We start from the raw sequence: 22,879 nt of genomic DNA on the forward strand, positions 1-22,879 counted from the left end.
TGCTCGGTTTATATCGAATGAGGCGGTGCGGGGCGGCTCGCCCCACACCTCACCATCGTCACGATCGGAATGTCCTGGCCCGCGTCGGCCAGCCCGACTCACTGCCCCAGATGGCGGCGCAGCAGCGCGTTAACCTCGTTGGCCTTTTCCATCTGCGGCATATGGCCGGCGTCATCGAGCACCGCCACCACTGCGCCCGCAGGCGCGGCGGCGGCATGGGCGCTCGGGATCACGCGATCCTCGCGGCCCCAGACCACCAGCACCGGCCCGTCAAAGCCGCCCAGCGCCTTGCCAGGTTGCTCGCGTTGCCTGCCGTCGCCGAACAACGTTGTGCCCAGCGCGGTGAGCGCCTCGGCGACGCCGTCGAGCCGCTTGTACTTGAGCAGATCGTCCAGCATCTGGCGACTCACCAGCGCCGTGTCGTTAAACAGCAGTTCGGCCACGGGCTTGAGTTCGCGGCGCGATTCGGCACGCACGAAACCGTCCGTATAGTCGGCGTTGACTTCATCGCCGAGACCGGCGCTATCGATCAGCGCCAGCGAACGCGCCTTCTGCGGCGCATCCACCGCCAGTTGCGCAGCCACGCCGCCGCCCATCGAGTGGCCCACCAGATGCGCCGATGGGACGCCGATGGTCTCCATGAAGCGGCCGACGAAGGCGGCCAGTTCCTGCAGCGTCGTGCCCGCCAGCTTCACCTGGGACTGGCCGTGCGCGGGCAGATCGAGCGCGATCACCGGATGCTTCTCCGCCACCGCATCGAGGTTGAACAGCCAGTTGTTCAGGTCGCCGCCGAAGCCGTGAATAAAGAGCACCGGCGTGCCCGACTCCGGCCCGCGCCGCGCATAGCGCACGCGAATGCCGTCCACGTCGGCATAGTCGAATGCGGGGCCCGCGTCCTCGTCGCCGCTGTCGATGACCGGCACCTCGTAAGCCGCGACGTACGCTTCGATCTCGGCATCGCTCACGTCCTGCTCGGCCAGCACGCCGAGCAGCGCCTTGACCGGCAGCGTCTCGCCGCTTTGCGCCACGATGCGGCGCAGCAGTCCGGCATCGGGCGCTTCCACCGAATTGGAAATCTTGTCGGTATCCACATCGAGCAGCGCCGTTCCAACTTCGATACGCTCGCCTTCCCGCACCAGCCAGTCCTGCACCGTGCCTTCGCGCATCTCCAGCCCCCACTTGGGCATCACGATAGGGGTAATCGGGCCCATCAGTTCTTCCCTCCTTTCATCGTGCGGCGTGCAGCATCCACGATCTGCGCGGCGCTCGGGATATACAGGTCTTCCAGCGCGGGCGAGAACGGCACCGGCGTATGCGGCGGGCAAACCATCTCGATCCCGGCCTTGAGCGCACCGAAAGCGCGTTGAGCGACCTGTGCCGAAATATCGGTGGCGATGTTGCAGCGCGGGCTGGCCTCATCCACCACCACCAGGCGGCCGGTGTTCTCGACCGTTTCCAGCACGGTGTCGATATCCAGCGGCGACAGCGTGCGCAAATCAACGATTTCGGCCTCGATGCCCTCCTTCGCGAGCACAGTTGCGGCCTCCAGCGCGCGATGAACCATCAGGCCGTACGTGACGATCGATACGTGTTTGCCGTCGCGCACGATATTGGCCTCGCCGAACGGGACCGTGTACGAGCTTTCCGGCACCTCGCCTTCGAGGCCGTACAGGTTCTTGTGCTCGCAGAAAATCACCGGATCGTTATCGCGGATCGCCTGGATCAGCAGCCCCTTCGTGTCATAAGGCGTGGACGGGCACACCACCTTGAGGCCGGGTATGTGCGTGAACAACGGTGTCAGCATCTGGCTGTGCTGGGCGGCGGCCCGAAAGCCCGCGCCGACCATCGCGCGGATCACCACCGGCGTTTCGGCCTTGCCGCCGAACATGTAGCGAAACTTCGCCGCCTGGTTGTAGATCTGGTCGAAGCACACACCCATGAAGTCGATGAACATCAGCTCGGCAATCGGCCGCATGCCGCACGCGGCCGCGCCGATGGCGGCCCCCACGTAGGCGGATTCGGATAGCGGCGTGTCGAGCAGGCGGTCGCCGTGTTTGGCGTAGAGGCCCTTGGTCACGCCGAGCACGCCGCCCCACGCATCCATTTCGCCGTTCGCGCCCGCACCGCCGACGATGTCCTCGCCCAGCATGATGACGCTCGGGTCGCGGGTCATTTCCTGGTCGATCGCTTCATTGATCGCCAGCTTCATGCTCAATTTTCTGGCCATGATTTCGTCTCCTGATTGAATGATTGAATCGGTCGTCGCACGATGATTTCAATAGCTCACGTAGACATCCGAGAGCAGATCCTCGGGCCCCGGCAGCGGCGCGGCCTTGGCCTCCACGACCGAATGTTCGATCAGCGCCGCAACTTCGCGATCGATCGCTTCCAGCGCATCGCGCGAAATCACCTCCGCCCGCGTCACCACTTGCGCGAACTTCTTGATGCAATCCTTGTTGCTGCGAATGTCGTCGAGTTCACCGGGCCCGCGATAGGTCTGCGCATCGCCCTCGAAATGGCCGTAAAAGCGCACCGTCTTGCATTCGAGCAACGACGGTCCACCACCCTCGCGCGCGCGCCGGATGACTTCGCCTGCGGCCTCGTGTACGGCGAAGAAGTCGGTGCCGTCCACCGTCACGCCGGGGATGCCGAAACCGGCGGCGCGATCGACATAGCTGTCCACGGCGGTGCCGTAATCGCGCGCGGTCGATTCGGCATAACCGTTGTTCTCGATCACGAAGATCACCGGCAAATTCCAGACTGCCGCGAGATTCAGGCTTTCAAGAACGGTGCCCTGATTCGACGCGCCGTCGCCGCAGAAGGTGATGCCGACCTCGCCCTTGCCGCGAAACTTGGCGGCCAGCGCCGCGCCGCAGATCAACGGCGCACCGGCGCCGAGAATGCCGTTGGCGCCCATCATTCCCTTGGACAGATCCGCGATATGCATCGAGCCGCCCTTGCCGTTGCACGAGCCGCCCTTGCGGCCATAGATCTCCTTCATCATCGCCACCGGGTCCACGCCTTTGGCAATGCAATGGCCGTGTCCGCGGTGCGTGCTCGCGATGCGGTCGCCGTCACCGAGGTGATGCAAGATGCCGACCCCGGTTGCCTCCTCGCCGGCATAGAGGTGCACAAAGCCGGGGATGTCGCCGCGGCCAAAGTCGACGTGCAACCGCTCTTCGAACTCGCGAATCGTGCGCATCTTGCGATAGACCGCGAGCAGCGTCTCCTTGTCGAGCGGCAGCTGAACCGGCCCTGCAGCGATGTCTGCTTCCATGTCTGTCTCCTTGTTTCAGGTTTGGGGGGTGAAAGTGCGGAACTCGGGAACGGGCAGGCCTGGGCCTGGGCCTGTACCTGTACCTGTGCCGCTGCGCATCAGGTGCGCGCCAGCGGCGTAGCTCATGCAGGCTGCCACGTCGATGCTGGAAAAAGCGTTCTCGTGCAAGGTCACGAATACTTCGTCATGCTTGTCAAATGCCATCTCGCGCTCGCCGTCGAGCGCGACGATGCCCGCATGCTGTTGCACGCGCTGCGGCACGGCATGCTCGAGGCGATGCCAGTACGCGATCGGCACCGGCTGCATGAGTCCGGGCGCGATCGGCGCCATCAACTCGAACGCGCAACGGCCCCGCTTGCCCAGTTCGATGGCGAGGCCGCCGCGTTCGTCGCGGCCGACCGGTTCGAGCAGGCCCGCGATGGCGGACAGGCCGATTGCCTGCGGACTGGCGAATGACACATAGACCGCCGTCAACGTGTCGGTCTTCCACACGGCGCGTGCACCGATGTATTGCTCGCGGGAGATGACTGCGTCCACCAGCGCGATGTCGTGCCGCACGGCTCCGTTGGGCTCCCGAATCGTCACTTCGAGGCGCTTGTTGCTCGCGAGCGCACACCATGCCGGGATGCGCCCGCTGGCGAACAGGCCCGTCGCCAGTCCGGTGATGGTGGGTTCGCGCATTTCGGGGAAGGCATTGTTGGTGCCCGTGGACAGCCCGACGATCGGCACGTCGCCGCACTCGCGGACCACCGCGCGGTGCGTGCCATCACCGCCGAGCACGACGATGGCCGCGACGCCTGCCTCGCGCATCATTTGCGCGGCGCGCAGTGTATCGTCCACGCTGCCGGTGACCGGCATGTCCAGATACTCGACCGCCGCGAGCGTGGCGTCAGGTCCTTGCGCGCGCATCAAATGCCGCTGCAGCATGACCCGCAGCCCCTCGCGGTCCGGCATCATCAGCACGCGGCCAACGCCGCCTGCGGCCAGCGCAGCAAGTAGCCGCAACACGATATTCACGCGATCAGCGAGCTGCAGACTGTTCGCATTGGCGATGACCCGACGGATATCGCGCGCCGATATGGGATTGGCGATGATGCCAACCAGCGGCGGACGAACCGGAGAAGGTTCGTGCATGCCTGTCTCCTGAGTATTTGTTTTGACAGGCTTACGTATTGCAACTGCCATGCCAGCAGCACGGCGCTCAAAATGGGCAGAAAGCCCAGGTGAATACCCCGAGAAAATGAGCCTGAAATGCAGCGTCGCAGCGTGCTGCCGTGACAGGTGTCACAGCAGCAGTTGCATCAAGGTGGACAGGCGTATCGGCCTAACGTGACGGACGCAAAGGACGCAAAGACTGCGCGTTCAACGCGGAAGATCGCCTGTTCTCTCGCTTGTTCCCTCGCCTGTTCCCGTATCGCTGCGGTTTGGCGACTGAATGCCGTAGCGCGCCATGCGGCGGTACAGCGTCATGCGGCTAATGCCGATCTGGCGCGCGACGGCGCTCAGATTCCAGCCCGAGGCGCGCAGATACTGCATGAGCAGCATGCCCTCGGGCGGCAGCGTGTGGGGTTCCGGTGCATCGGCCGGATGCGCCGCTGGGTCGGACACTGCGGACGCTGCGGACGCCGCGAACGCTGCGCTCGCAACTTCCTCGGCGGTCTCGCCCAGGCCTTCGGGCAGGTCGTCCGCTTCGATGTGGCCGTGGCTGCACACCGCGCGCGCATATTCGAGCGCATTGCGCAATTCACGCAGATTGCCCGGCCAGCGATGCCGATGCAGCCGCTCACGCGCCGCCTCCGAAATCGTGAAGCTTGGCACGCCCTCCGGCACGGCGAGCAGCTTCTGCACGAGCCAGTCCAGATCGTCGCGCTCGCGCAGCGGCGGCAACACGAAGCGCGCACCGTTGAGGCGGTAATACAGATCCTCGCGAAACCGCCCGTTGCTGATCAGTTGATCGAGCGGATGATGGGTGGCCGAAATCACGCGCACATCGACGCGCACCGGACGCGAAGCGCCAATCGCCAGCACTTCGCCTTCGGACAGCACCCGAAGCAGACGCGACTGCAACTCGCGCGGCATGTCGCCAATCTCGTCGAGAAACAGCGTGCCGCCGTTGGCCTCCTCAATCAGGCCGCGCCTCGGCCTCGAACCGGCGCCCGAGAAACTGTTCGGCAGATGCCCGAACAACTCGCTCTCGATCAGCGTTTCGGGAATCGCCGCGCAATTGACCGCGATAAACGGGCCATTGCGGCGCGAGCTGGCTCGATGCAGCGCCTTGGCCAGAAATTCCTTGCCGCTTCCTGTCTCGCCATTGATGAGCAGATTGATCGGCGAATCGATCAGCCTCGCGGCGCGCTGCAATTGCTGCTGCAATGCCGCATCGCCGCCGCATAGCGCCGCCAGTTCGGCCGGCAACGGCGGCGGCGACACGCTGTCCTGCATCCGCGGATGCAAGCGCAGCACCGGCGGCATCACGCTCAGGTAGAGCCGTTTTCCGCTATGGGTCAAGCGCACGACGCGCTGCTCGCTGGGCCGCGAATAAACGAAGCGGCCCAGATCCTCCGGGCGCGCATCGAAAAACGCCTCGAACCGCATGTCGAGCAGCGACTGCGCCATCGCCTCGCCGCCGCACTCGGCCATCAGCATTTGCTGGGCGCGGCGGTTATGGCCGGAGATCCGGCCATCGGCGTCGAGTGCGATCAGATACTCCGGATTGACGTCGAGAAATTCGGGTGCCGGACTCAGCTTGAGCATCCAGTCCTGCCGGTGCCGACGCAGAAAATAAGCGTCCTCGATCTGGTTGGCGTACATACGCACGAGTTGTAGCGCAAGCATCTGACTGTACTTGGCCTGCGGCGAACTCAGTGCGGAGATATCGAGGATCGCGTTGAGCCGGCCACACGAATCGAACAGGGGCGCCGCGGTGCAGGTCAGCGGAATATGCGTCGCATCGAAATGATCGGACTGATGCACGGTCAGAGCCTGACCGGTTGCGAGCGCAGTGCCGACCGCACACGTGCCCGCACCGTTCTCGCTCCATTCGGCGCCCAGATAGAGGCCGGCGCGGCGCAGGGCTGCGTCCGAGTTGGCATCGCCGAGGTAATCGACGGTGACGCCGTCGGCATCCGTCAACAGGACCACGTAGCCCATGCCCCCCACCTGGCCGTAGAGGGTTTCGAGGCCATGGCGGGCGATCCGCGTGAAATCGTCGATGCGCTGCTGGTGCTCGCGCAACCGAATCTGGGGCAGGATACGCGCTTCCTGCATTCGGGCCGGATCAAGACCGTACTGGTGCACGCAACGCCGCCACGAACTCTGGATGATCGCATCGTGCGCGCGTGCGGCCACCGCCGACTCACTGGTGGTCGTCAGGACGACGGTCTCAATGTGCTCGCGTTGCCACTGGTCCATCGCTGTCTCCTGTGTTCCGGGCGCCTCGTGCCGCATGCGACGGTGCTGGCCGGCGAGCGAATTCGGCTCAGCGTATCGGGCAGCGCCTCTCGGAACATCGTCCGCTATCGCGGTTGGGCTGTTTTAGTGCCAGCATCATCGTTTGTGAAACTGCCGCGCCGGGCCGCCGCTGGTTACGGCGCGGGTTACGCCGTTCGTTGCGCCGTTCGTTGCGCCAGCCAGCGGGGCCAGTTGAAATCACGGTTGAATTCAGATTCACCGATGCCGACTTGATAATGTATCTGACGGCCACGTGATTGTGCAAACCGTGCCGAATTAAAGAAAATCGCATCGCCGATGCCCGGCTTCCGACACACCGCTGCTGATACCTGATTCTGGCAACTCCGGCTGCCCCGGAATACCCTGGCTCAAAACCGGACGAGTCGACCGGCACGCTTCAGGGATGCAACGCAACAAAGCTTACGGTTCTTGCAGCCGGCAGGCGCTGAAATAAGCGCTTTCAGGCCGTCACCGAAAACACGAATATCGCGTTATTGAGTGCGTGAAATAGTATCGGCATCGACAACCCTTTGGTCTTTTTGGCGAGCCATCCCGCCGCCGCGCCCATCGCACACAGGTAGAAGAAGTGACTGCTGTCCTGATGCAGGCTCGCAAACACCATCGCTTGCAGGAAATTGGCCCAGCCGAAGCTGAGATGACGCGAAAGGCCGCCCAGCAAGCAGCCGCGGAAGACGAGCTCCTCCATGATCGGAACCAGCAACGACAAGACGATCAGCGCGAGCGGCACGCCGCCGAGCGACTCGGCTCCGTGAACAAGCGCGACTGCCCAGGTTGCGTGAGCCCAGTTATACGGCGTATGAGGCTGCGACAACCACAGATTGACGTTGTAGAGGAGCAGCGCCCCAGGAGGCAGCAACCAGTTCAGCGTCCACCGGCCGCTGCCGAGCCAGTCACGCCATGAAAGCAGCCTTCCGACCGAAACAAGCCCCACTGCTACAAACAGAAGCGTCCATAGGTGAGACACCGCGAGGCGTTTTTGCCAGTCGATACGTGCAACGCCACCCCCGGCAGGCGATAGCGATATGTTGCCCCCGAAACGAAGCATCGCGACGACGTAGACCGCCGGTAGAAATATCGCAAGGGCCAGCCACGCATGTCGCAATCCAATACGCTCGAAGAGCGGCGTACACGGTTTGCCGATGCGCTGGCGAACGGTGCCGCGATAGTGGACCGGAAACATCAACAGCCCCGGCACGGCTGCAACCATGAGCAGGAACGTGATGAAACTCATCGCGACAGGAATCAGGTCGCTACGGCCGGCGAGGGAAGGATCAAGACCAATGAGGTGCACATAGGCTGGCGCAAGCTGCGCCGCATTATGTGTTGCCGCGTATTGACCTCGAATGATGTCGGCGGCGACCTTCGCATCGTTGGCGTCGAAAGCCACGTCGAGACGGAATTGCCGGTTCTGGGGCGTTTCGTTTTTGTACGGCGCGTTATTGGCGTTCAATATCGCGTTGGCGCCCGCGGCGTCGCCGACATGCTCCAATGCGCGCGCCGCCGTGTAGGCGTCTATCTTCAACCCGGCGTGTTGTGCGCGAAGCAACTCGTTCTTCGCCTCGTTTCCTGGCAGTAGCTCCGTCGCAGCGCGGATCCGCTGGGCTTCAAACCATGTGAATTGCGGTAAAGGTGCCAAGGCGAGCAGCCTGGCCGCCGCGGCAGTCTCGTTCTTCTTCGCGAGATAGCGCATGGCTTTAACAAGCTGGAGGCTGGCAGGATCGACTTGCACGGCAAGGACCGCCTCCTTGCCCGCACGTTCATCGTCTTTCACCGCGGTGTACGCACTCGAAAGCGCTGCGTACAAGCGAGCCTGCTGCGGTGCCGGCCAGCTTCTGGAGCGTGCCACGAGCGGCTCGCCATATTCAATCGCCGGTTTGCCGTATCTATGCTCAAGCAAGAACAACTCGACGTCCGTATCGTTTGAATAGTTTTTCTCAAGCGCCGCCTGGCAGGCGTTGAAATCCTTCCCTGCTGCATCGGCCCATGTCGAATCGTCCGACATGGCGAAGCGCTCGCTGAATTTACATGCGGATAAGACCAATGCGGGGTCGGCGGGATGCTCGAGGATCGCCTGTCGATATGCGGCGAGTGTCTGGTCGTAGGTGGCTTTCTCGCTGTTCTCGACAATGCTGACCATGTGGTCCGATATGCGAAGCTCATCGATCGGCCTGGCGTGCGCCCCGGATGCGGCTACGTTAGCGGCAAATGATGCAGTGAGTGCGCACAGAGCGATGATTTTGAATATTGTTCGACGCATGATCGCGAAAATTCATAAGCCCATATTCGGATATCGTCCGTCTTTAAGGAATCTTTAATGGTGTGGACGAAGAGGCTGCGGTTATGCGCTCGTTTCGATGCTTGCGGGGATCCACTGCAGAGACAGTCTTTGATTTGGTCGTCAGGGAGTTGCCGTTCCTTGTCGATTGTTTGCCCCTGGCGGAACTGCCCCCTCTCCATCGCGTACGATGATCATCCAGGGCTTGCCCTCATGCGAGGGGCATAAACCGACTGCGGATTCATCCGTTCGATGCAACACAATCGAAGCTGCGTGAGCAGCGGGAGTGTTGCATCGACCGGTTGAATCCACAGCGCGACGCGGCCGTCCGACCGACTGGGCGACGCATCGGGGAAATGACGCCTCATGGATGTTTCGTGGACGCGTCGCAGACGCTCATCGTCCCTTCGCTAACCGGCCTGCCAGACTGGCCCTCTGGCTGTTCCGCCATTTCAAGTGCGTCATCCATCCCGATGCCAGGATAGCGGGTAGTACTTTCAAGTTTTTGTTTGGCGAGCAATAATCGGACAGCCCGGAGGGGTGATCCCCCCGGTTCTAATTCCGAGCGCAACTGGCGACTGATAATCGATCGCCAGAGTTCGTTAAATGCTGAACAACGACGTCACCAAGCCGGGAAATAACCAACTTCAATTGTTAGTCCCCGGCGTGCGGCTCGACTCAATAAGCGATGCTAAAACGCTTGCACACGTTCGCAGGCTTCTCGATCTCGTCGAGCATTGCAATGGCGTAGTCCTCGTACGAGATCACACTATTGCCCTTGTCGTCGGTGAAAAAGGCATCCCCGCCCAGGCGAAACTTGCCGGTGCGCAGGCCCGGGACGAAATGCGCGGCCGGGGTGAGGAAGGTCCAGTCCACGTCATGTACTTTGCGCAAGTCGTCGAGGAACTGGGCGCCTGGAACAGCTTCGCTCTTGTAGGCTTCGGGGAAATCGGGTGTATCCACGAGGCGCAGGCCCGGCTTGATTTCCAGCGAACCGGCGCCACCCACCACAAGCACACGCCCAATGCCTGCGCCGCGTGCGACTTCCAGAACGTTCGCCGCCGTGACACTCGCGAATTTCGCCGCGCTGACCAGCACGTCGTGGCCTTTGAGCTTTTCACCCAGTGCCGCCGCGCCCGTCACGGCGTCGCCCGCGACGAAGTTCGCGCCGAACGGAATGGCCGCGCTCGGCTTGCGTGCAACGACGGTGACTTGATGGCCGCGCGACTGTGCTTCGACCGCGATGCGTTGGCCGACGTTGCCGGTGCCGCCGATAATGGCAATGCGTGACATAGTGTTTTCCTCTCTGCGGGTGTAACTTCGGCCGCTCTGTTAAAAACGGAAATTTTCTCGCAAGGGCAATGTTTGTCAAGACAGGACGCGGTGGCCTGCGCAGCGGCGCGGTCTTCTACAACTGCTACGAAGCGCACTTCGCCCAATTTCAGCCAGCGCAGCGCAAGCAGCTAATTCCGCAAACACTCGACATCAAACGTCGATGCCCAAGGCAACGATGCGCCGGTACAGCGTCGCGCGCGCCATGCCGATCTGCTCGGCGGCTTTCGCCACGTGACCGCCCGCCGTACGCAACGCGTCGATCAAAAAGCGACGTTCGAAATCGCGCATCGCGTCTTCATACTGCTGCACGCCGTGTCGATCCGGCGACGCGCCAATCTGTGCATCTTGCGGGTCAGCCGGAATGCGGCGCGTCTCGTCGTCAGTCCGATTACCGCGCCCGTCGCCGATAAAGCGCGCGAGCGAACGCGCGTCGATGCGCTCGTTCTCCGATAGCAGCACTGCACGCTCAAGCGTATTGCGCAGTTCGCGCACGTTGCCAGGCCAGCTATATGCACACAGCACCGCAAGCGCATCGCGGTCGAGTTCGAGATGCACGGCGCCGCTTTCCACCGAAAGCTTGTCGAGGATCGCCCAGGCCATCGCTTCGACGTCGGCGAGGCGCTCGCGCAGCGGCGGCACGCGAATCGTCAGCACATTGATCCGATAGTAGAGATCCGCGCGAAATCTGCCCTGCGCCACCAGCGCGGGTAAATCCGCCGATGTCGCCGCGATGATGCGCACGTCGGTGCGCACGATGCGATTCGATCCGAGCGGCTCGAATTCCTGCTCCTGTAAAACGCGCAGCAATTTGCCCTGCAAAGCCAGAGGCATGTCGCCAATCTCGTCGAGAAACAGCGTACCGCCCTGCGCCAACTCGAATTTGCCGATGCGCCCCTTGCGATCCGCGCCCGTGTATGCGCCAGCTTCAGCGCCGAAGAATTCCAGTTCCAGCAGCGTGTCGGGAATCGCGGCCACGTTCACCGTTACAAGCGGTCGATCCGCGCGTCCGGACGCGCCGTGAATGGCGTGAGCGAGCAGTTCCTTGCCCGTGCCCGTTTCCCCAAGCAGGAGCACCGGCGACGCAAGACGCGCGGCCCGGCGCGCCTGGCGCTTGACTTCGAGACTGGCGGCGCTGGTGCCGATCAGATTGGAAAAGCTGTATTTCGCACGACGCACCTGCGCGAGCGAATGGCGCGTGCTGATGAGTTCGGCACGCAGCCGCGCATATTGGCTAAAGAGCGGCGACAGTCCCTTGAGTTCATTGAACAGCACGAAGCCGACCGCACCGATCGTTTCACCGTTGTCGTCCTTGATCGGCAGGCGCGTGACAACGATCGGATCGCGATTGGTTTCGAGTATGTCGAGGAGAATCGGCTCGCCGCCCTTCACGACGTCGCGCATCAAGGTGTTCGGGATGACGCTTTCGCAATCGAGGCCAATCACCGCCTCCGGGTCGTCAAATCCGAATCGCGCCGCGTAGTCCTTGTTGATCCACACCACACGCGCATCGCGATCGACGATAACGGTGCCTTCGCTGAACTTGTCGAGTGATTGAAAGAGCGATTGCATCGCCAGTTTGCGCACGTGGTCGTAGTCGGCCAGCAGCGCGGTTGTTTTTATTTCCATTGGGTTCTTTTCAACGGTCGTCGCTCACGGTTGTGGCGTGTTCAGGCACATGGATTCTCGTTTTCGGGACCGATTATCCCAGAAGTGAGATTGCGCCGCAGCCCTGATAGCACTGGATCTTATGTGCTGGTTTGCGGAAAACGGAGTGCTTGACCACTGGACCGTCTCAGTTCCGAGACGTGTGTTGACACAACCATCCCGGTACAGGGCACACACGCCGACACCGACTTCCGCCGCGCCGTTTCCCGCAAGGCTCACAGGCCGCTGGCACATATCGTGCGTAATGGTGCGTTCGCGCCGGCTTCGGTGCGCAGTACAAGCAACACACCTGCACGCATAACTAAACGGAGACAAGATGTCCTTTGTGATCGTGATCGCCGCTTTGGCGTTCCTGATGCTCGTGGCCTATCGCGGCTACAGCGTCATTCTTTTCGCTCCTATTGCCGCACTAGGCGCTGTCCTGCTGATCGATCCCGCCGCCGTTGCGCCGGTTTTCTCCGGCATCTTCATGGAGAGGATGGTGGGCTTCGTGAAGCTCTACTTTCCGGTGTTCCTGCTCGGCGCGGTATTTGGCAAGGTGATCGAGCTTTCGGGATTCTCCGAAGCCATCGTGGCCGCCGCAATCCGCTACATCGGCCGTTCGCGCGCAAACGCCGTGATCGTCGCCGTGTGCGCGCTGCTCACGTATGGCGGCGTGTCGCTGTTCGTCGTGGTGTTCGCGGTCTATCCGTTTGCCGCCGAACTCTATCGCCAGAGCAACATCCCGAAGCGCCTGATGCCCGGCGCAATCGCGCTCGGCGCGTTTACGTTCACGATGGATTCGCTGCCCGGCACGCCGCAAATCCAGAACATCATTCCCACCACGTTCTTCAAGACCACCGCGTGGGCCGCGCCCTGGCTCGGCGTGATCGGCTCGGTCTTCATCATCGTCGTGGGCCTCTCGTACCTCGAATGGCGGCGCCGCAGCGCAATGGCAAAGGGTGAAGGCTACGGCACGTCGCTCGTGAACGAGCCGGATCGCGTGGAGACCGGCAATCTGCCGCATCCCGCGCTCGCAATCGCACCACTCGTACTCGTCGGCGTCGCCAACTTCCTGCTCACGAAGTGGATTCCGCAATGGTATGGCGACAGCTTCACCGTCGCGCCGGAAGTGCTGCCCGGCATGCATGCGCCCGTGACAGTAAGCGTGAAAAGCGTCGTTGCAATCTGGGCGGTGCAAGGCGCGCTGCTGCTCGGCATTCTTCTCGTCATCGTGACGGCATTTCACCGCGTGAGAACGCGCTTCGCCCTCGGCACAAAGGCCGCCGTGGGCGGTGCGCTGCTCGCAACGCTCAACACGGCATCCGAGTATGGCTTCGGCGGTGTGATCTCGGCGCTGCCGGGTTTCATCGTCATCGGCAACGCGCTCAAGGCCATTCCGAATCCTCTGGTGAATGCGGCCGTCTCGGTCTCGGCGCTCGCGGGTATCACGGGCTCTGCATCGGGCGGCATGAGCATCGCACTCGCCGCCATGTCGGACACGTTCATCAAGACCGCACAGGTCATGCACATTCCGATGGAAGTGCTGCACCGCGTCGTCGCCATGGCGAGCGGCGGTATGGATACGCTGCCGCACAACGGCGCGGTCATCACGCTGCTCGCCGTCACAGGTCTCACGCACCGGGAGTCGTATCGCGACATTTTCGCGGTGACCGTCATCAAGACGCTCGCCGTCTTTGTCGTCATCACCGTGTTCTACCTGACCGGTATTGTCTAACCCGCATTCACACAGGCTGACTCATGCAACTTCCCCACGCGCTCGCCCTCGCCGGAAAAACGGCCGTCGTCACCGGATCGACCAGCGGCATCGGACTCGGCATCGCGACCGCGCTCGCACGCGCGGCGCCAATATCGTGCTGAACGGTTTCGGCGACCCGGCGGCTGCACTCGCGCAGATCGAAGCCACCGGCGTGCGCGTCGCGCATCACAATGCAGACATGAGCCGCCCGGAGGATATCGAAGCGCTCGTGATCTTCGCGGTGAGCACGTTCGGCAGTCTCGACATTCTCGTCAACAATGCAGGCATTCAATACGTCGAAACGATCGAGCATTTTCCGGTCGAGCGATGGGATCAGATCATTGCGATCAATCTAAGCGCGACATTTCATGCGACGCGTGCGGCGCTCCCCTTCATGCGCGACGCAGGCTGGGGACGCGTGATCAATATCGCTTCGGTACACGGACTCGTCGGCTCGGTTGGCAAGTCCGCGTATGTCGCGGCTAAACACGGCGTAATCGGGCTCACCAAGGTCGCCGCGCTGGAGACGGCGCGTAGCGGCGTGACAGTCAATGCGATCTGTCCGGGCTGGGTGCTTACGCCGCTGGTTCAGAAGCAGATCGACGATCTTGCCCATCGAGAGGCAATCTCCATCGAAGACGCCACGTTTAAACTGCTCGGCGAAAAGCAGCCGTCGGCGCGCTTTGCCAGCGTCGAGCAGATTGGCGGCGTGGCGGTGTTTCTGTGCTCGGAGGCGGCCAGCGAAATGCGTGGGGCGGAGATCAAGGTGGACGGGGGCTGGTCCGCGCAATAAGTCTCCAACGCTGAGTTCACGCCCGCAACGACTTAACGCATCACCGTGACAACGCCTCCCGAAGTCGCTTCACCCGTAAGCTCTGGGACGGATACAGTCCTGTGGCAAGCACGGCCTCGATCGTATCGATGCGACTACGCCAGTACGAAAGCGGAAACGGCGTTCGACCCAATTGCAGCATTCGCGTGATGACGTGTTCGAGGTGTTGCAGGTCTTTTTCGATTTGATGGTAATTCACTATTTCCCCGGCTTTCTTTGTGCTCGTTATATTTCCCGGCGCATGGAAACGAACAGTGAAGGCGTGTTCCGCGGGACAACTGTGCATATGCAGTAGTTGCCGCACAGGGTTGCCGTCGCGGCAGCGCATTCCCCCGTTTGCCTGGATCCGGGAGACACAGGCATCTTTGCAGGCGATGGCGCACGCGGCAATGAATGAGAAGGAGGCGACGGCGAAATCTGTCCGTGCGTCTCAATTACTTGTTGTGTTGTCTCGCATGCACCGCACACAAGCGCGCACAGGCGATGCTCAACGCATCAGCGCCATCCAGTAACGCCAGTCAGCAGCAGCGCCGCTTTCCGTTTGCGCCGATTCGCCGTGCAGCGCCAGCATGCGCACCGCACGCGGCGAAAGACCGATCGAGCGACGGAATGCACGCGTGAAGTTTGCTGCGTCGGAAAACCCGTGCGCGGCCGCGATATCCGCAATCGACAGACCTCGATTCGACTGGTCGACGAGTATCTCGCGACAACGCCGCAAACGCCGCTCGCGCAGGTACGTTGCGAAGCCGCCTTCCTGTTCGAAGAGCCGGTATAGCGTCGCGCGCGACATGCCGAACGCGTTGGCGACCTGCTCGGCGCTCAACTGCGGATCGGTCAGGCGTTTCTCCACGTAACGGCAAATCGATACGAATGCACACTGCTGAACGGCAGGCATGCTTTCCGGACTGATGCTCGAATTGAGCACCGACGCTGCGAGCTGCAACGTTGCCGGCAGGACCGCGCGGGCGTTCGCCGGCGTCATCTCGGGGGCATGCCGGTAAAGCGCACCCAGATGCTCGCGCAGCAGCGCCACGGTGGGAGAGGTGCCGCGTATCACCCGCATGCTCTGCTGGTCGGGCGCGTTGAGCAACGGTGCAAGCAGACGCCGAGGCACGGCCAGATTGATGAATTCGCCTCGTGTGACCTCGGTGGCGAGCGGCTGGGCCGCATCCACGATGAACATGTCGCCCGGCTGCGTACAGGCCTCCGAGCCGCCGTCACGCGCGCGGCACGCGCCGCCCAGATAAAACTGCAGGACGTATTGGTCGTGACCATCGCGCCCGATCTTCGCGTTCGAGCGATCGTAGCGCTGCGCACCCGTGCGGATCGACCCCAGCACGACCTCGCCGAACAGATAACCGCTTACCCTGGTGCCGAAACCGGCATCGCTCGACTCGGCGGTTTGCGTGTCGAAAATCACGTTGATCGCCTCGCGCCACGCAGAAAACTGCTGGGAACGCGGCAAACCGCTGGTATCGAATTCGGAATGAGGCAGGGTGTTGGGTGTCTGGTTCATGTGTGAGCCTTGTTATTGACATGCATCCCCATGTGCAAACAGGAAACTAACAAAATTCCGGCATTACGCGAAATTGAGGCGTGGTTATTGTTCGATTAATTGTGTTTCCAGACCGTGACGCAGCGGTGTGTGCATGGATCAATTGTCCCCATCGCCGCCAGTGCCATGACCATATCGCACAATTCCGATATATACTTCGCACAGTTACGATGCGATTCCGTATGAAGAAACCCACTACTGCCCTGGCCGAAGTCGATATCGACGCCATCCACAAAGCGCTCGCCAACCCCGTGCGGCGCGAAATCCTTGCATGGCTGCGAGAACCCGAAACGTACTTCGCCGATCAGGAACTGATGCTCGAACACGGCGTGTGCGCAGGCAGGATCGACGCGCGCTGCGGCCTGTCGCAATCGACCGTTTCCGCTCATCTGGCCGCGCTGCAAAAAGCCGGTCTCGTGACGACGAAGCGCGTCGGCCAGTGGGTTTTCTTCAAACGCAACGAGCCGGTCATCGAGGCGTTCCTCGCCCACATGAACGCGCAGTTGTAATGGTTCGCGTCGTCCGTTCATCGCTTTTACCGCTTCAACGCAGCGGACACGGCCCGCAAAAGGTGACCACCCCATGACAACACTGTTCGACCCCATCCAGATCGGCGATCTCACGCTGCCCAACCGCATCGTCATGGCGCCGCTCACGCGTCAGCGCGCGGGCGAGGCACGCGTGCCCAACGCGCTGATGGCGAAGTACTACGCCGAGCGCGCCTCCGCAGGCCTCATCATCAGCGAGGCGACCTCGGTGACGCCGCGCGGCGTCGGCTATGCCGAAACGCCTGGCATCTGGTCGCAGGAGCAGGTCGATGGCTGGAAGCTCGTGACCGAAGCCGTGCACGCCGCCGGCGGCCTTATCTTCATGCAGCTCTGGCACGTGGGCCGCATTTCCGACCCCGTCCTCCTCGACGGCGAACTGCCGGTTGCGCCGAGCGCCATCGCCGCGAAGGGCCATGTGAGCCACCTGCGTCCGCAGCGCGAATTCGTCACGCCGCGCGCGCTCGCAACCGATGAAATTCCGGGCATCGTCGCCGCGTACCATCAGGGCGCGGTCTACGCGAAGGCCGCTGGCTTCGACGGCGTCGAAGTGCACGCCGCCAACGGCTATCTGATCGACCAGTTCCTGCAGGACAGCACGAACCATCGTACGGATGCGTACGGCGGTCCGATCGAAAACCGCGCGCGTCTGCTGCTCGAAGTCACCGATGCGTGCATCGATGTCTGGGGCGCCAATCGCGTGGGCGTGCACCTCGCGCCGCGCGGCGACGCGCACACGATGGGCGACTCGAACCCGGCCGCGACTTTCGGCTACGTCGCACGCGAGCTCGGCAAGCGCAAGATTGCATTCATCTTCGCGCGCGAGTCGGTTGGCGATAACCGCCTCGGCCCGCAACTGAAGGCCGAATTCGGCGGCCCGTTCATTGCGAACGAGAAGCTCACGCTCGAATCGGCGCAAGCGGTGCTCGCGAACGGCGAAGCCGACGCAGTGGCATGGGGCCAGCTCTTCATTGCGAACCCGGATCTGCCGCGCCGCTTTGCACTGAACGCGTCGCTCAACGAACCGAACCCGTCCACCTACTACGCGCGCGGCGAAACCGGTTACACGGACTATCCGGCGCTCGACAAGGTAGCCTGATTTAAAGGGCGCACGAAAAGGTGCACTTCGGGGCGCGCTCGCGCCCCATGTAAATCGAGGGCGGCCGCCGCGATGACATCGTGCATCGCAGCGGCCGCCCTTTTTGCTTTTCCCGTTTCAGTTTCCCGCGGCTTTTTCAGGTTGATTCGTAATTCGAATATTGCAACGCCGCAGCCGAATGTTTTGCCGAAGCGTTTTGCCGAATCAACTGCGCACACCTCAAAGCAAGCATCGAGAGTGCCCGTGGTACGGTCTCCGATAGGTTGATTCAATTGGCATCTATCGCGAGTCTGCTCTCTAATTCGAAGTTCGTTGGTCCGTACCAATCCGTTTCCTGCCTCGCTGACTGGAGACCTCTCATGCGTCATGCCGACGTTGCGCAGATCGTGCACACCATTGCAGCTGAGACCAACACACCCGAGGAAACCGTCGCGCGCATGTACGCAGACACCCTCGACAGTTATCGCGCCGATGCGCGCATCGAGGACTACCTGCCGCTCTTCGCCGAACGCAAAGTGAGAGCGACCTTACGCGACAGTAAATCCAGCCGGCACTAAAGCCCGGCTTTTCTTTCGCCGCCGCAGTTGCCTCGGTAGTTGCCACAGCACTTGCCCCGGTAGCTGTCGCGGCACTTGCCGCAGATGTCTTCACGCGGGCCGGAACACCCGTGCAGGCATGTGCATGCCGCGTTGTTATCGTCGCTGTTATCGTGCGGCCGAAATCAATTTTTACTTAAATCCCGTGCTCTTAAGGCTCGTTTAATTCTTTGCTGCAACCATATGTGGACTTACCCCTGTTCGGCCGCCGGAGCATCGGCGGCGTTTTTTTGGGTACGGCGCCACGAGGCAGCCTGCCAGCGCCCTACGCCAGGCGACGAAAAGAACCAAGGAGCCACGACATGGTTGAAGACGACGTGCTAATGCACCTGCAGACCCTGTTGGACGACGGTGCGCCCTCGAATGTCGCAACCTGCCGCATCTCGGCTCCGCTCCAGCAGCCGTGGGGCCGCCCCTGCGTGCTGGTCGAATGGACAACGCCGCTCGACGACGGGGCACGCCGCCAGGTCGTCCCGGCCGAAACCACCGCGCTCGACATCGCCCGCCTCGTCGCCGCGCACGTGCCCGGTCGACGCATCATGCTCAACGGCGAGCCCATCGAGGCCGAGCGCGGGCGCGCTCGAAGCCGCAATCGCACCGCGCGCACCACGCGCGCTACGGCGGGCGCACGCGCGGCGCGCTAAAGCCGCAACCCCGCATCCGCAAGCGAGTCTTGCACCCTGCTTGCACCCCGCCTGGCACACGGCACAACCGCGTACATCAAGCGTTGGTCGATGTCTCCGGGGCCAGCAGCTGCGGCCCGGCATCGGCGGCCCGGGCGTCGATCAGCCGTTCCTGCGCCGCGTTCGCTTCGCGTTTCGTCAGTGTGCCCTCCACCGTCGCGCCGCTTTCCATCTGCAATTGCAGGTACTGGATATTGCCGGTCACGCGCGCATTCGCTTTCAGCTCGATGAAGTGATCGGCAATCACATCCCCGACGATTCGTCCGTTCACCACAATGTCATAACCGTGCACGTTACCTTCGATGGCGCCGCAGTCGCTCAGCACGAGCAGCGTCTTCACGCCCTGCTTGCCGACAACGTCGCCGTGAACCTGCCCGTCGAGCCGCAGCCCGTCGGCGAATTCGACATCGCCCGTGATGCGCACGTCCTGCGCGATCAGCGTTGCGAGTTGGGTCTGCTCGATGCCCGCCTGAAGCCTTTTCTTGCCGAACATGGGTAACACCTCGTTGATGTCAATCGTCTGGATGAATGGTCGTCGCGCAACCCGCGTCAGCGCGCGGCGCGACTGTGGCTACGCAGGAACATCAAGTCGGCCTGCAGCTTCGCGATGTCGGCCTGCGCCGAATCCGCCGACTCTTGCAGCGCGGCACTGACTGCGCGCGCCTGTTCCAGCTTGAGTTGCATATCGGCCAGTTCGGCGTGCAGCGCATCGGGCGACGCGCCGGGACGATCGTCGGGCGCGTCCTGCCCGAGCGCCCACACTGCCGCGCCCGCACCCGCCGCCGCAGCAGCGACGGTCCACACCAGCGCCACGCTCCAGCGCGCGAGCCGCGAGCGCACGGGCTGCAATGTGTAAGCGCGCGTCGTGTGCGTGCCGATGCGCGCGAAGCTACGTTGCGTATCCATGTCGCTTATTCACGGTGCTCATTTACGTCATTCATTTACGTCGCTCATTTACGTCCATTAGCCACGCCAGTCCGCGTCGAGCCGTGCGAAATAGTCGGCCGGGTTGACCGGCTCGCCGCCCACGAGCACCTCGTAGTGAAGATGCGGCCCGGTCGAACGCCCGGTCGAGCCCACATTCGCGATGTGATCGAGCGGCATCACGAGTTGCCCGGCCCGGACCGCGATCTTCGACGCATGTCCATAGCGCGTCACGAATCCGTTGCCGTGATCGATTTCGACCGTGTTGCCGTAGCCCGGCTTGCGCCCTGCGTGGACGACGCGGCCACCGGCGGCGGCAAGAATCCGCGTGCCGGGGGGCGCGACCAGGTCGACGCCGGAATGAAAGCTGAATCGCCGCGTGAATGGGTCGATCCGGTTGCCGAAGCTCGAGCCGAGGCGCCCGCTCTCGACCGGCGCGCGGCTCGGGAACGCGCTGCGCGCCGCCTCGTACTGCGCAACGGTATGTTCGAGCGCCGAAAGCGTCTGAATCATGCAGTCGATCTCGCTCTGCGTCCCGCGCTCACCCGGCTGCGTCGCAGGCGCCTTGATGCAAGGCCGTGGCGGGAGCCCCGGGCCGCCCTCGTCACCCTCGCCGCCGCGGGCCCGGCGCGCGGACACCATCACCGGCGCTTTGCGGCGCGCGGGCTGCGCACGCAGCCGCTGGTCGAACTGGCGCAGTTCCGCAATCTGGGCCGCGAGCCGTTCGATGCGCGGATCGAGCAACGCAAGCGATGCATGCATTTGCCCCAGTTCGCGCACGACGTGCTGGTGGTGGTGTTCAAGCGGCGCGGTGCTGCTGATGTCGTCTGCCGCCGCCGACGCCGCGCCGCCGAAGTAATGCCCGATCGCAATGCCGCCCGCCAGCGCGACGCCTCCCGCCGCAAGCGACCACGCGATGACTGCGCGGCGAGCAACCCGATGCGGGATGAGTCGCGTACCGCTGCTCGCCAGATCGGCAGCGGAATCCGTCCAGCGCGTTTTCATGGCCGGCTCCGGCGGCGCAGTGCAGCGCACGTAAGCAGGCAAAACGGGCGAGCCAGGCGCAATGGAGAGCGAAACTGGAAGCCAGACGTGGAGCAAAGCGGGGAGCTTGGCGGGAAGCAAAGCGGGGAATGAAGGTCTGAGATCAACTTGATGGCGGCGGGCAACGACTAGCCGGAGGAAGCATGAAATGCGCATTATGGGTGCCGTTTCCAAACGTCCATCCCAATAACCGCGGCGACCTCCCCGTCGTGCGGCAATCCACCGTCTGGATCGATTTCGCCACGCCGGGCGAAATCGCTTGACTTCTACTGTCGCCAGACTAATATACGCACCGCGTACATAAACCCCCTACTCACAGGTGCCTGCATGAGCGTTCCGCAACAAGCCTTCCTCCGCGACGCCATGCGGCGTCTGAACATGACCCGCGATGCGTTCGCGAGCCGCATCGGCGTGTCGCGCAGGGCGCTCGACACATGGCTTCTGCCGGAAGAGTCGCAGGAGTCGCGCGCGATGCCCGAGATCGTCGAGCGCTTTGTCTCGGAGATCGTCGGTAATCCCGAGCCGCGCGAAGGCTATACGCAAAGCGTAGACACCCAGTCGCTCGTAAGCCAGTTCCATGTCGAAGGCAAGCCGCAACTGCTGTCCGTCGACCAGTTCTCACGCGATTCCGTCGAAGCGCTCTTTCGCGTCGCGGACATCATGCAGCCCATCGCACGCCGCCGGAAAATCTCGCGCGTGCTGGAAGGCGCGGTGCTCGGCAACCTCTTTTTCGAAGCCAGCACGCGTACGCGCGTGAGCTTCGGCGCCGCATTCTGCCGCCTCGGCGGTTCGGTGTGCGATACGACCGGCTTCACGTTCTCGTCGATGGCGAAGGGCGAATCGATCTACGACACGAGCCGCGTGATGGCGGGCTACGTCGACGCGATGGTGATCCGCCATCCGGAGCAAGGCTCCGTGGCCGAGTTCGCGCGTGCCGTGAACATTCCCGTGATCAACGGCGGCGACGGTCCCGGCGAGCATCCGAGCCAGGCGCTCCTCGACCTCTACACGATCCAGCGTGAATTCTCGCGCCTCGGCAAGATCGTTGACGGCGCACACATCGCGCTCGTCGGCGACCTCAAGTACGGCCGCACGGTGCACTCGCTCGTGAAGCTGCTCGCGCTCTATCGCGGCATCAAATTCACGCTCGTCTCGCCGCCGATGCTCGAAATGCCCGCGTACATCCTCGACAAGATTTCGCGCAACGGCCACGTCATCGAGCAGACCAACGACCTCACGGCCGGCCTGCGCGGCGCGGATGTCGTGTACGCGACGCGCATCCAGAAAGAGCGCTTCACGGACGAGTCGTTCGAAGGCTACACGCCCGACTTCCAGATCAACCAGGCGCTCGTGGATAGCGTCTGCGGCCCGGACACGCTAATCATGCACCCGCTGCCGCGCGACAGCCGCCCAGGCGCAAACGATCTCTCGACGGACCTAAACCACGACTCGCGCCTCGCGATTTTCCGCCAGACCGACAACGGCATTCCGGTGCGCATGGCGATCTTTGCGGTGCTGCTGGGTGTCGATACGCTTGTCCAGCACTCGATGCGCGACGCCGCATGGCGCCCGCCCGTCTACCTGGGTCCGGACGACGCGGTATTCCACGGCATCGACTGAAGCCCGAAGCTGGTTGACTTCACAACAAAGCCGGGAAGCATGGCGCTTCCCGGCTTTGTTTTGTCAGCCCGCTTTTGCCGAGTAAATAAATCAGTTATCCAGATGTTTGGCGGTGAGGTGAACCTGAACGGCATCGGCCGCGATCTGCCGGTCGCACCCGGCAAGGCGATGCCGTCGCGGCACACGACTGCCTGACCCGCCATGCAGGCCGCGCGCGGGG

The 22,879-nt window shown here is 62.8% G+C and carries 19 protein-coding genes and 3 pseudogenes; 8 read left to right on the forward strand and 14 right to left on the reverse strand.

Annotation, left to right across the window (positions count from 1 at the left end; genetic code table 11):
• Positions 1 to 98: 98 nt before the first annotated feature.
• The 9 genes and pseudogenes from ACFPTO_RS08525 to ACFPTO_RS08565 all read right to left on the reverse strand — a co-directional run bounded on the left by ACFPTO_RS08525 (position 99) and on the right by ACFPTO_RS08565 (position 11,984).
• Positions 99 to 1,211, reverse strand: coding sequence for an acetoin dehydrogenase dihydrolipoyllysine-residue acetyltransferase subunit (locus ACFPTO_RS08525; protein ID WP_377710816.1), 1,113 nt, complete (start codon positions 1,209 to 1,211; stop codon positions 99 to 101).
• Positions 1,211 to 2,227 carry an alpha-ketoacid dehydrogenase subunit beta gene (locus ACFPTO_RS08530; RefSeq protein WP_377710817.1) on the reverse strand — a complete coding sequence of 339 codons (1,017 nt, stop codon included), beginning with the start codon at positions 2,225 to 2,227 and terminating at the stop codon, positions 1,211 to 1,213. The genes ACFPTO_RS08525 and ACFPTO_RS08530 overlap by 1 nt, the downstream gene beginning before the upstream one ends.
• Before the next feature lie 48 nt (positions 2,228 to 2,275).
• Entirely contained in the window at positions 2,276 to 3,277 is a 1,002-nt protein-coding gene (locus tag ACFPTO_RS08535) for a thiamine pyrophosphate-dependent dehydrogenase E1 component subunit alpha (protein ID WP_296650791.1), read from the reverse strand.
• Between the two features lie 15 nt (positions 3,278 to 3,292).
• The gene (locus ACFPTO_RS08540) at positions 3,293 to 4,411 is read right to left on the reverse strand and encodes an ATP-NAD kinase family protein (protein WP_377710819.1); all 1,119 of its coding nucleotides are present in this window, start codon (positions 4,409 to 4,411) and stop codon (positions 3,293 to 3,295) included.
• A 228-nt stretch (positions 4,412 to 4,639) separates the two neighbouring features.
• Entirely contained in the window at positions 4,640 to 6,688 is a 2,049-nt protein-coding gene (locus tag ACFPTO_RS08545) for a sigma-54-dependent Fis family transcriptional regulator (protein WP_377710820.1), read from the reverse strand.
• A gap of 499 nt (positions 6,689 to 7,187) precedes the next feature.
• Complete coding sequence (locus tag ACFPTO_RS08550; RefSeq protein WP_377710821.1) at positions 7,188 to 8,885, reverse strand: CPBP family intramembrane glutamic endopeptidase; 1,698 nt, start codon at positions 8,883 to 8,885, stop codon at positions 7,188 to 7,190.
• Between the two features lie 571 nt (positions 8,886 to 9,456).
• Positions 9,457 to 9,561 (reverse strand): annotated as a pseudogene (locus ACFPTO_RS08555) (integrase); the annotation flags it as partial.
• Between the two features lie 140 nt (positions 9,562 to 9,701).
• Positions 9,702 to 10,316 carry an NAD(P)-dependent oxidoreductase gene (locus ACFPTO_RS08560; protein ID WP_377710822.1) on the reverse strand — a complete coding sequence of 205 codons (615 nt, stop codon included), beginning with the start codon at positions 10,314 to 10,316 and terminating at the stop codon, positions 9,702 to 9,704.
• 192 nt (positions 10,317 to 10,508) lie between these two features.
• Positions 10,509 to 11,984, reverse strand: a complete 1,476-nt coding sequence (locus ACFPTO_RS08565; RefSeq protein ID WP_377710824.1) for a sigma-54 interaction domain-containing protein — start codon at positions 11,982 to 11,984, stop codon at positions 10,509 to 10,511.
• Between the two features lie 355 nt (positions 11,985 to 12,339).
• Here ACFPTO_RS08565 and ACFPTO_RS08570 point away from each other — a divergent pair, with 355 nt between their 5' ends.
• Together ACFPTO_RS08570 and ACFPTO_RS08575 are read left to right on the forward strand one after the other, a co-directional pair.
• Positions 12,340 to 13,740 carry a GntP family permease gene (locus ACFPTO_RS08570; RefSeq protein ID WP_377710825.1) on the forward strand — a complete coding sequence of 467 codons (1,401 nt, stop codon included), beginning with the start codon at positions 12,340 to 12,342 and terminating at the stop codon, positions 13,738 to 13,740.
• Positions 13,741 to 13,763: 23 nt separating this feature from the next.
• A pseudogene (locus tag ACFPTO_RS08575) lies at positions 13,764 to 14,554 on the forward strand (3-hydroxybutyrate dehydrogenase).
• 526 nt (positions 14,555 to 15,080) lie between these two features.
• On the opposite strand, the gene ACFPTO_RS08580 reads toward ACFPTO_RS08575, so the two are convergent.
• A complete protein-coding gene (locus ACFPTO_RS08580; protein WP_377710826.1) occupies positions 15,081 to 16,109 on the reverse strand; it encodes an AraC-like ligand-binding domain-containing protein in 1,029 nt (342 codons plus the stop codon).
• Between the two features lie 221 nt (positions 16,110 to 16,330).
• Here ACFPTO_RS08580 and ACFPTO_RS08585 point away from each other — a divergent pair, with 221 nt between their 5' ends.
• Together ACFPTO_RS08585 and ACFPTO_RS08590 are read left to right on the forward strand one after the other, a co-directional pair.
• On the forward strand, positions 16,331 to 16,657 hold the full coding sequence (locus tag ACFPTO_RS08585) for an ArsR/SmtB family transcription factor (RefSeq protein ID WP_377710828.1): 327 nt from the start codon (positions 16,331 to 16,333) through the stop codon (positions 16,655 to 16,657).
• A 73-nt stretch (positions 16,658 to 16,730) separates the two neighbouring features.
• Complete coding sequence (locus ACFPTO_RS08590; RefSeq protein WP_377710829.1) at positions 16,731 to 17,792, forward strand: alkene reductase; 1,062 nt, start codon at positions 16,731 to 16,733, stop codon at positions 17,790 to 17,792.
• Here the strand turns inward: ACFPTO_RS08590 and ACFPTO_RS08595 are convergent.
• Entirely contained in the window at positions 17,765 to 18,064 is a 300-nt protein-coding gene (locus ACFPTO_RS08595; RefSeq protein WP_377710830.1) for a hypothetical protein, read from the reverse strand. The two genes, ACFPTO_RS08590 and ACFPTO_RS08595, sit on opposite strands and share 28 nt — an antisense overlap.
• Before the next feature lie 87 nt (positions 18,065 to 18,151).
• Here ACFPTO_RS08595 and ACFPTO_RS08600 point away from each other — a divergent pair, with 87 nt between their 5' ends.
• Together ACFPTO_RS08600 and ACFPTO_RS08605 are read left to right on the forward strand one after the other, a co-directional pair.
• Positions 18,152 to 18,349 carry a DUF3562 domain-containing protein gene (locus tag ACFPTO_RS08600; protein ID WP_296650735.1) on the forward strand — a complete coding sequence of 66 codons (198 nt, stop codon included), beginning with the start codon at positions 18,152 to 18,154 and terminating at the stop codon, positions 18,347 to 18,349.
• Between the two features lie 341 nt (positions 18,350 to 18,690).
• A pseudogene (locus ACFPTO_RS08605) lies at positions 18,691 to 18,921 on the forward strand (DUF2866 domain-containing protein); the annotation flags it as partial.
• A 187-nt stretch (positions 18,922 to 19,108) separates the two neighbouring features.
• Here the strand turns inward: ACFPTO_RS08605 and ACFPTO_RS08610 are convergent.
• From ACFPTO_RS08610 to ACFPTO_RS08620, 3 genes are read right to left on the reverse strand one after another with little or no spacing between them, the layout of a single operon-like run.
• A complete protein-coding gene (locus ACFPTO_RS08610) occupies positions 19,109 to 19,564 on the reverse strand; it encodes a bactofilin family protein (protein WP_377710832.1) in 456 nt (151 codons plus the stop codon).
• Between the two features lie 56 nt (positions 19,565 to 19,620).
• Positions 19,621 to 19,977, reverse strand: coding sequence for a hypothetical protein (locus ACFPTO_RS08615; protein WP_377710834.1), 357 nt, complete (start codon positions 19,975 to 19,977; stop codon positions 19,621 to 19,623).
• 57 nt (positions 19,978 to 20,034) lie between these two features.
• Entirely contained in the window at positions 20,035 to 21,000 is a 966-nt protein-coding gene (locus ACFPTO_RS08620) for a M23 family metallopeptidase (RefSeq protein ID WP_377710836.1), read from the reverse strand.
• A 366-nt stretch (positions 21,001 to 21,366) separates the two neighbouring features.
• On the opposite strand from ACFPTO_RS08620, the gene ACFPTO_RS08625 reads away from it, so the two are divergent.
• Together ACFPTO_RS08625 and ACFPTO_RS08630 are read left to right on the forward strand one after the other, a co-directional pair.
• Positions 21,367 to 22,659 carry an aspartate carbamoyltransferase gene (locus ACFPTO_RS08625; protein WP_377710837.1) on the forward strand — a complete coding sequence of 431 codons (1,293 nt, stop codon included), beginning with the start codon at positions 21,367 to 21,369 and terminating at the stop codon, positions 22,657 to 22,659.
• Between the two features lie 39 nt (positions 22,660 to 22,698).
• Positions 22,699 to 22,854 carry a hypothetical protein gene (locus ACFPTO_RS08630; RefSeq protein ID WP_377710839.1) on the forward strand — a complete coding sequence of 52 codons (156 nt, stop codon included), beginning with the start codon at positions 22,699 to 22,701 and terminating at the stop codon, positions 22,852 to 22,854.
• Positions 22,855 to 22,879: the final 25 nt, after the last annotated feature.

This window comes from Paraburkholderia denitrificans (assembly GCF_042655705.1).
In the GTDB taxonomy this organism is placed as follows: Bacteria; Pseudomonadota; Gammaproteobacteria; order Burkholderiales; family Burkholderiaceae; genus Paraburkholderia; species Paraburkholderia denitrificans.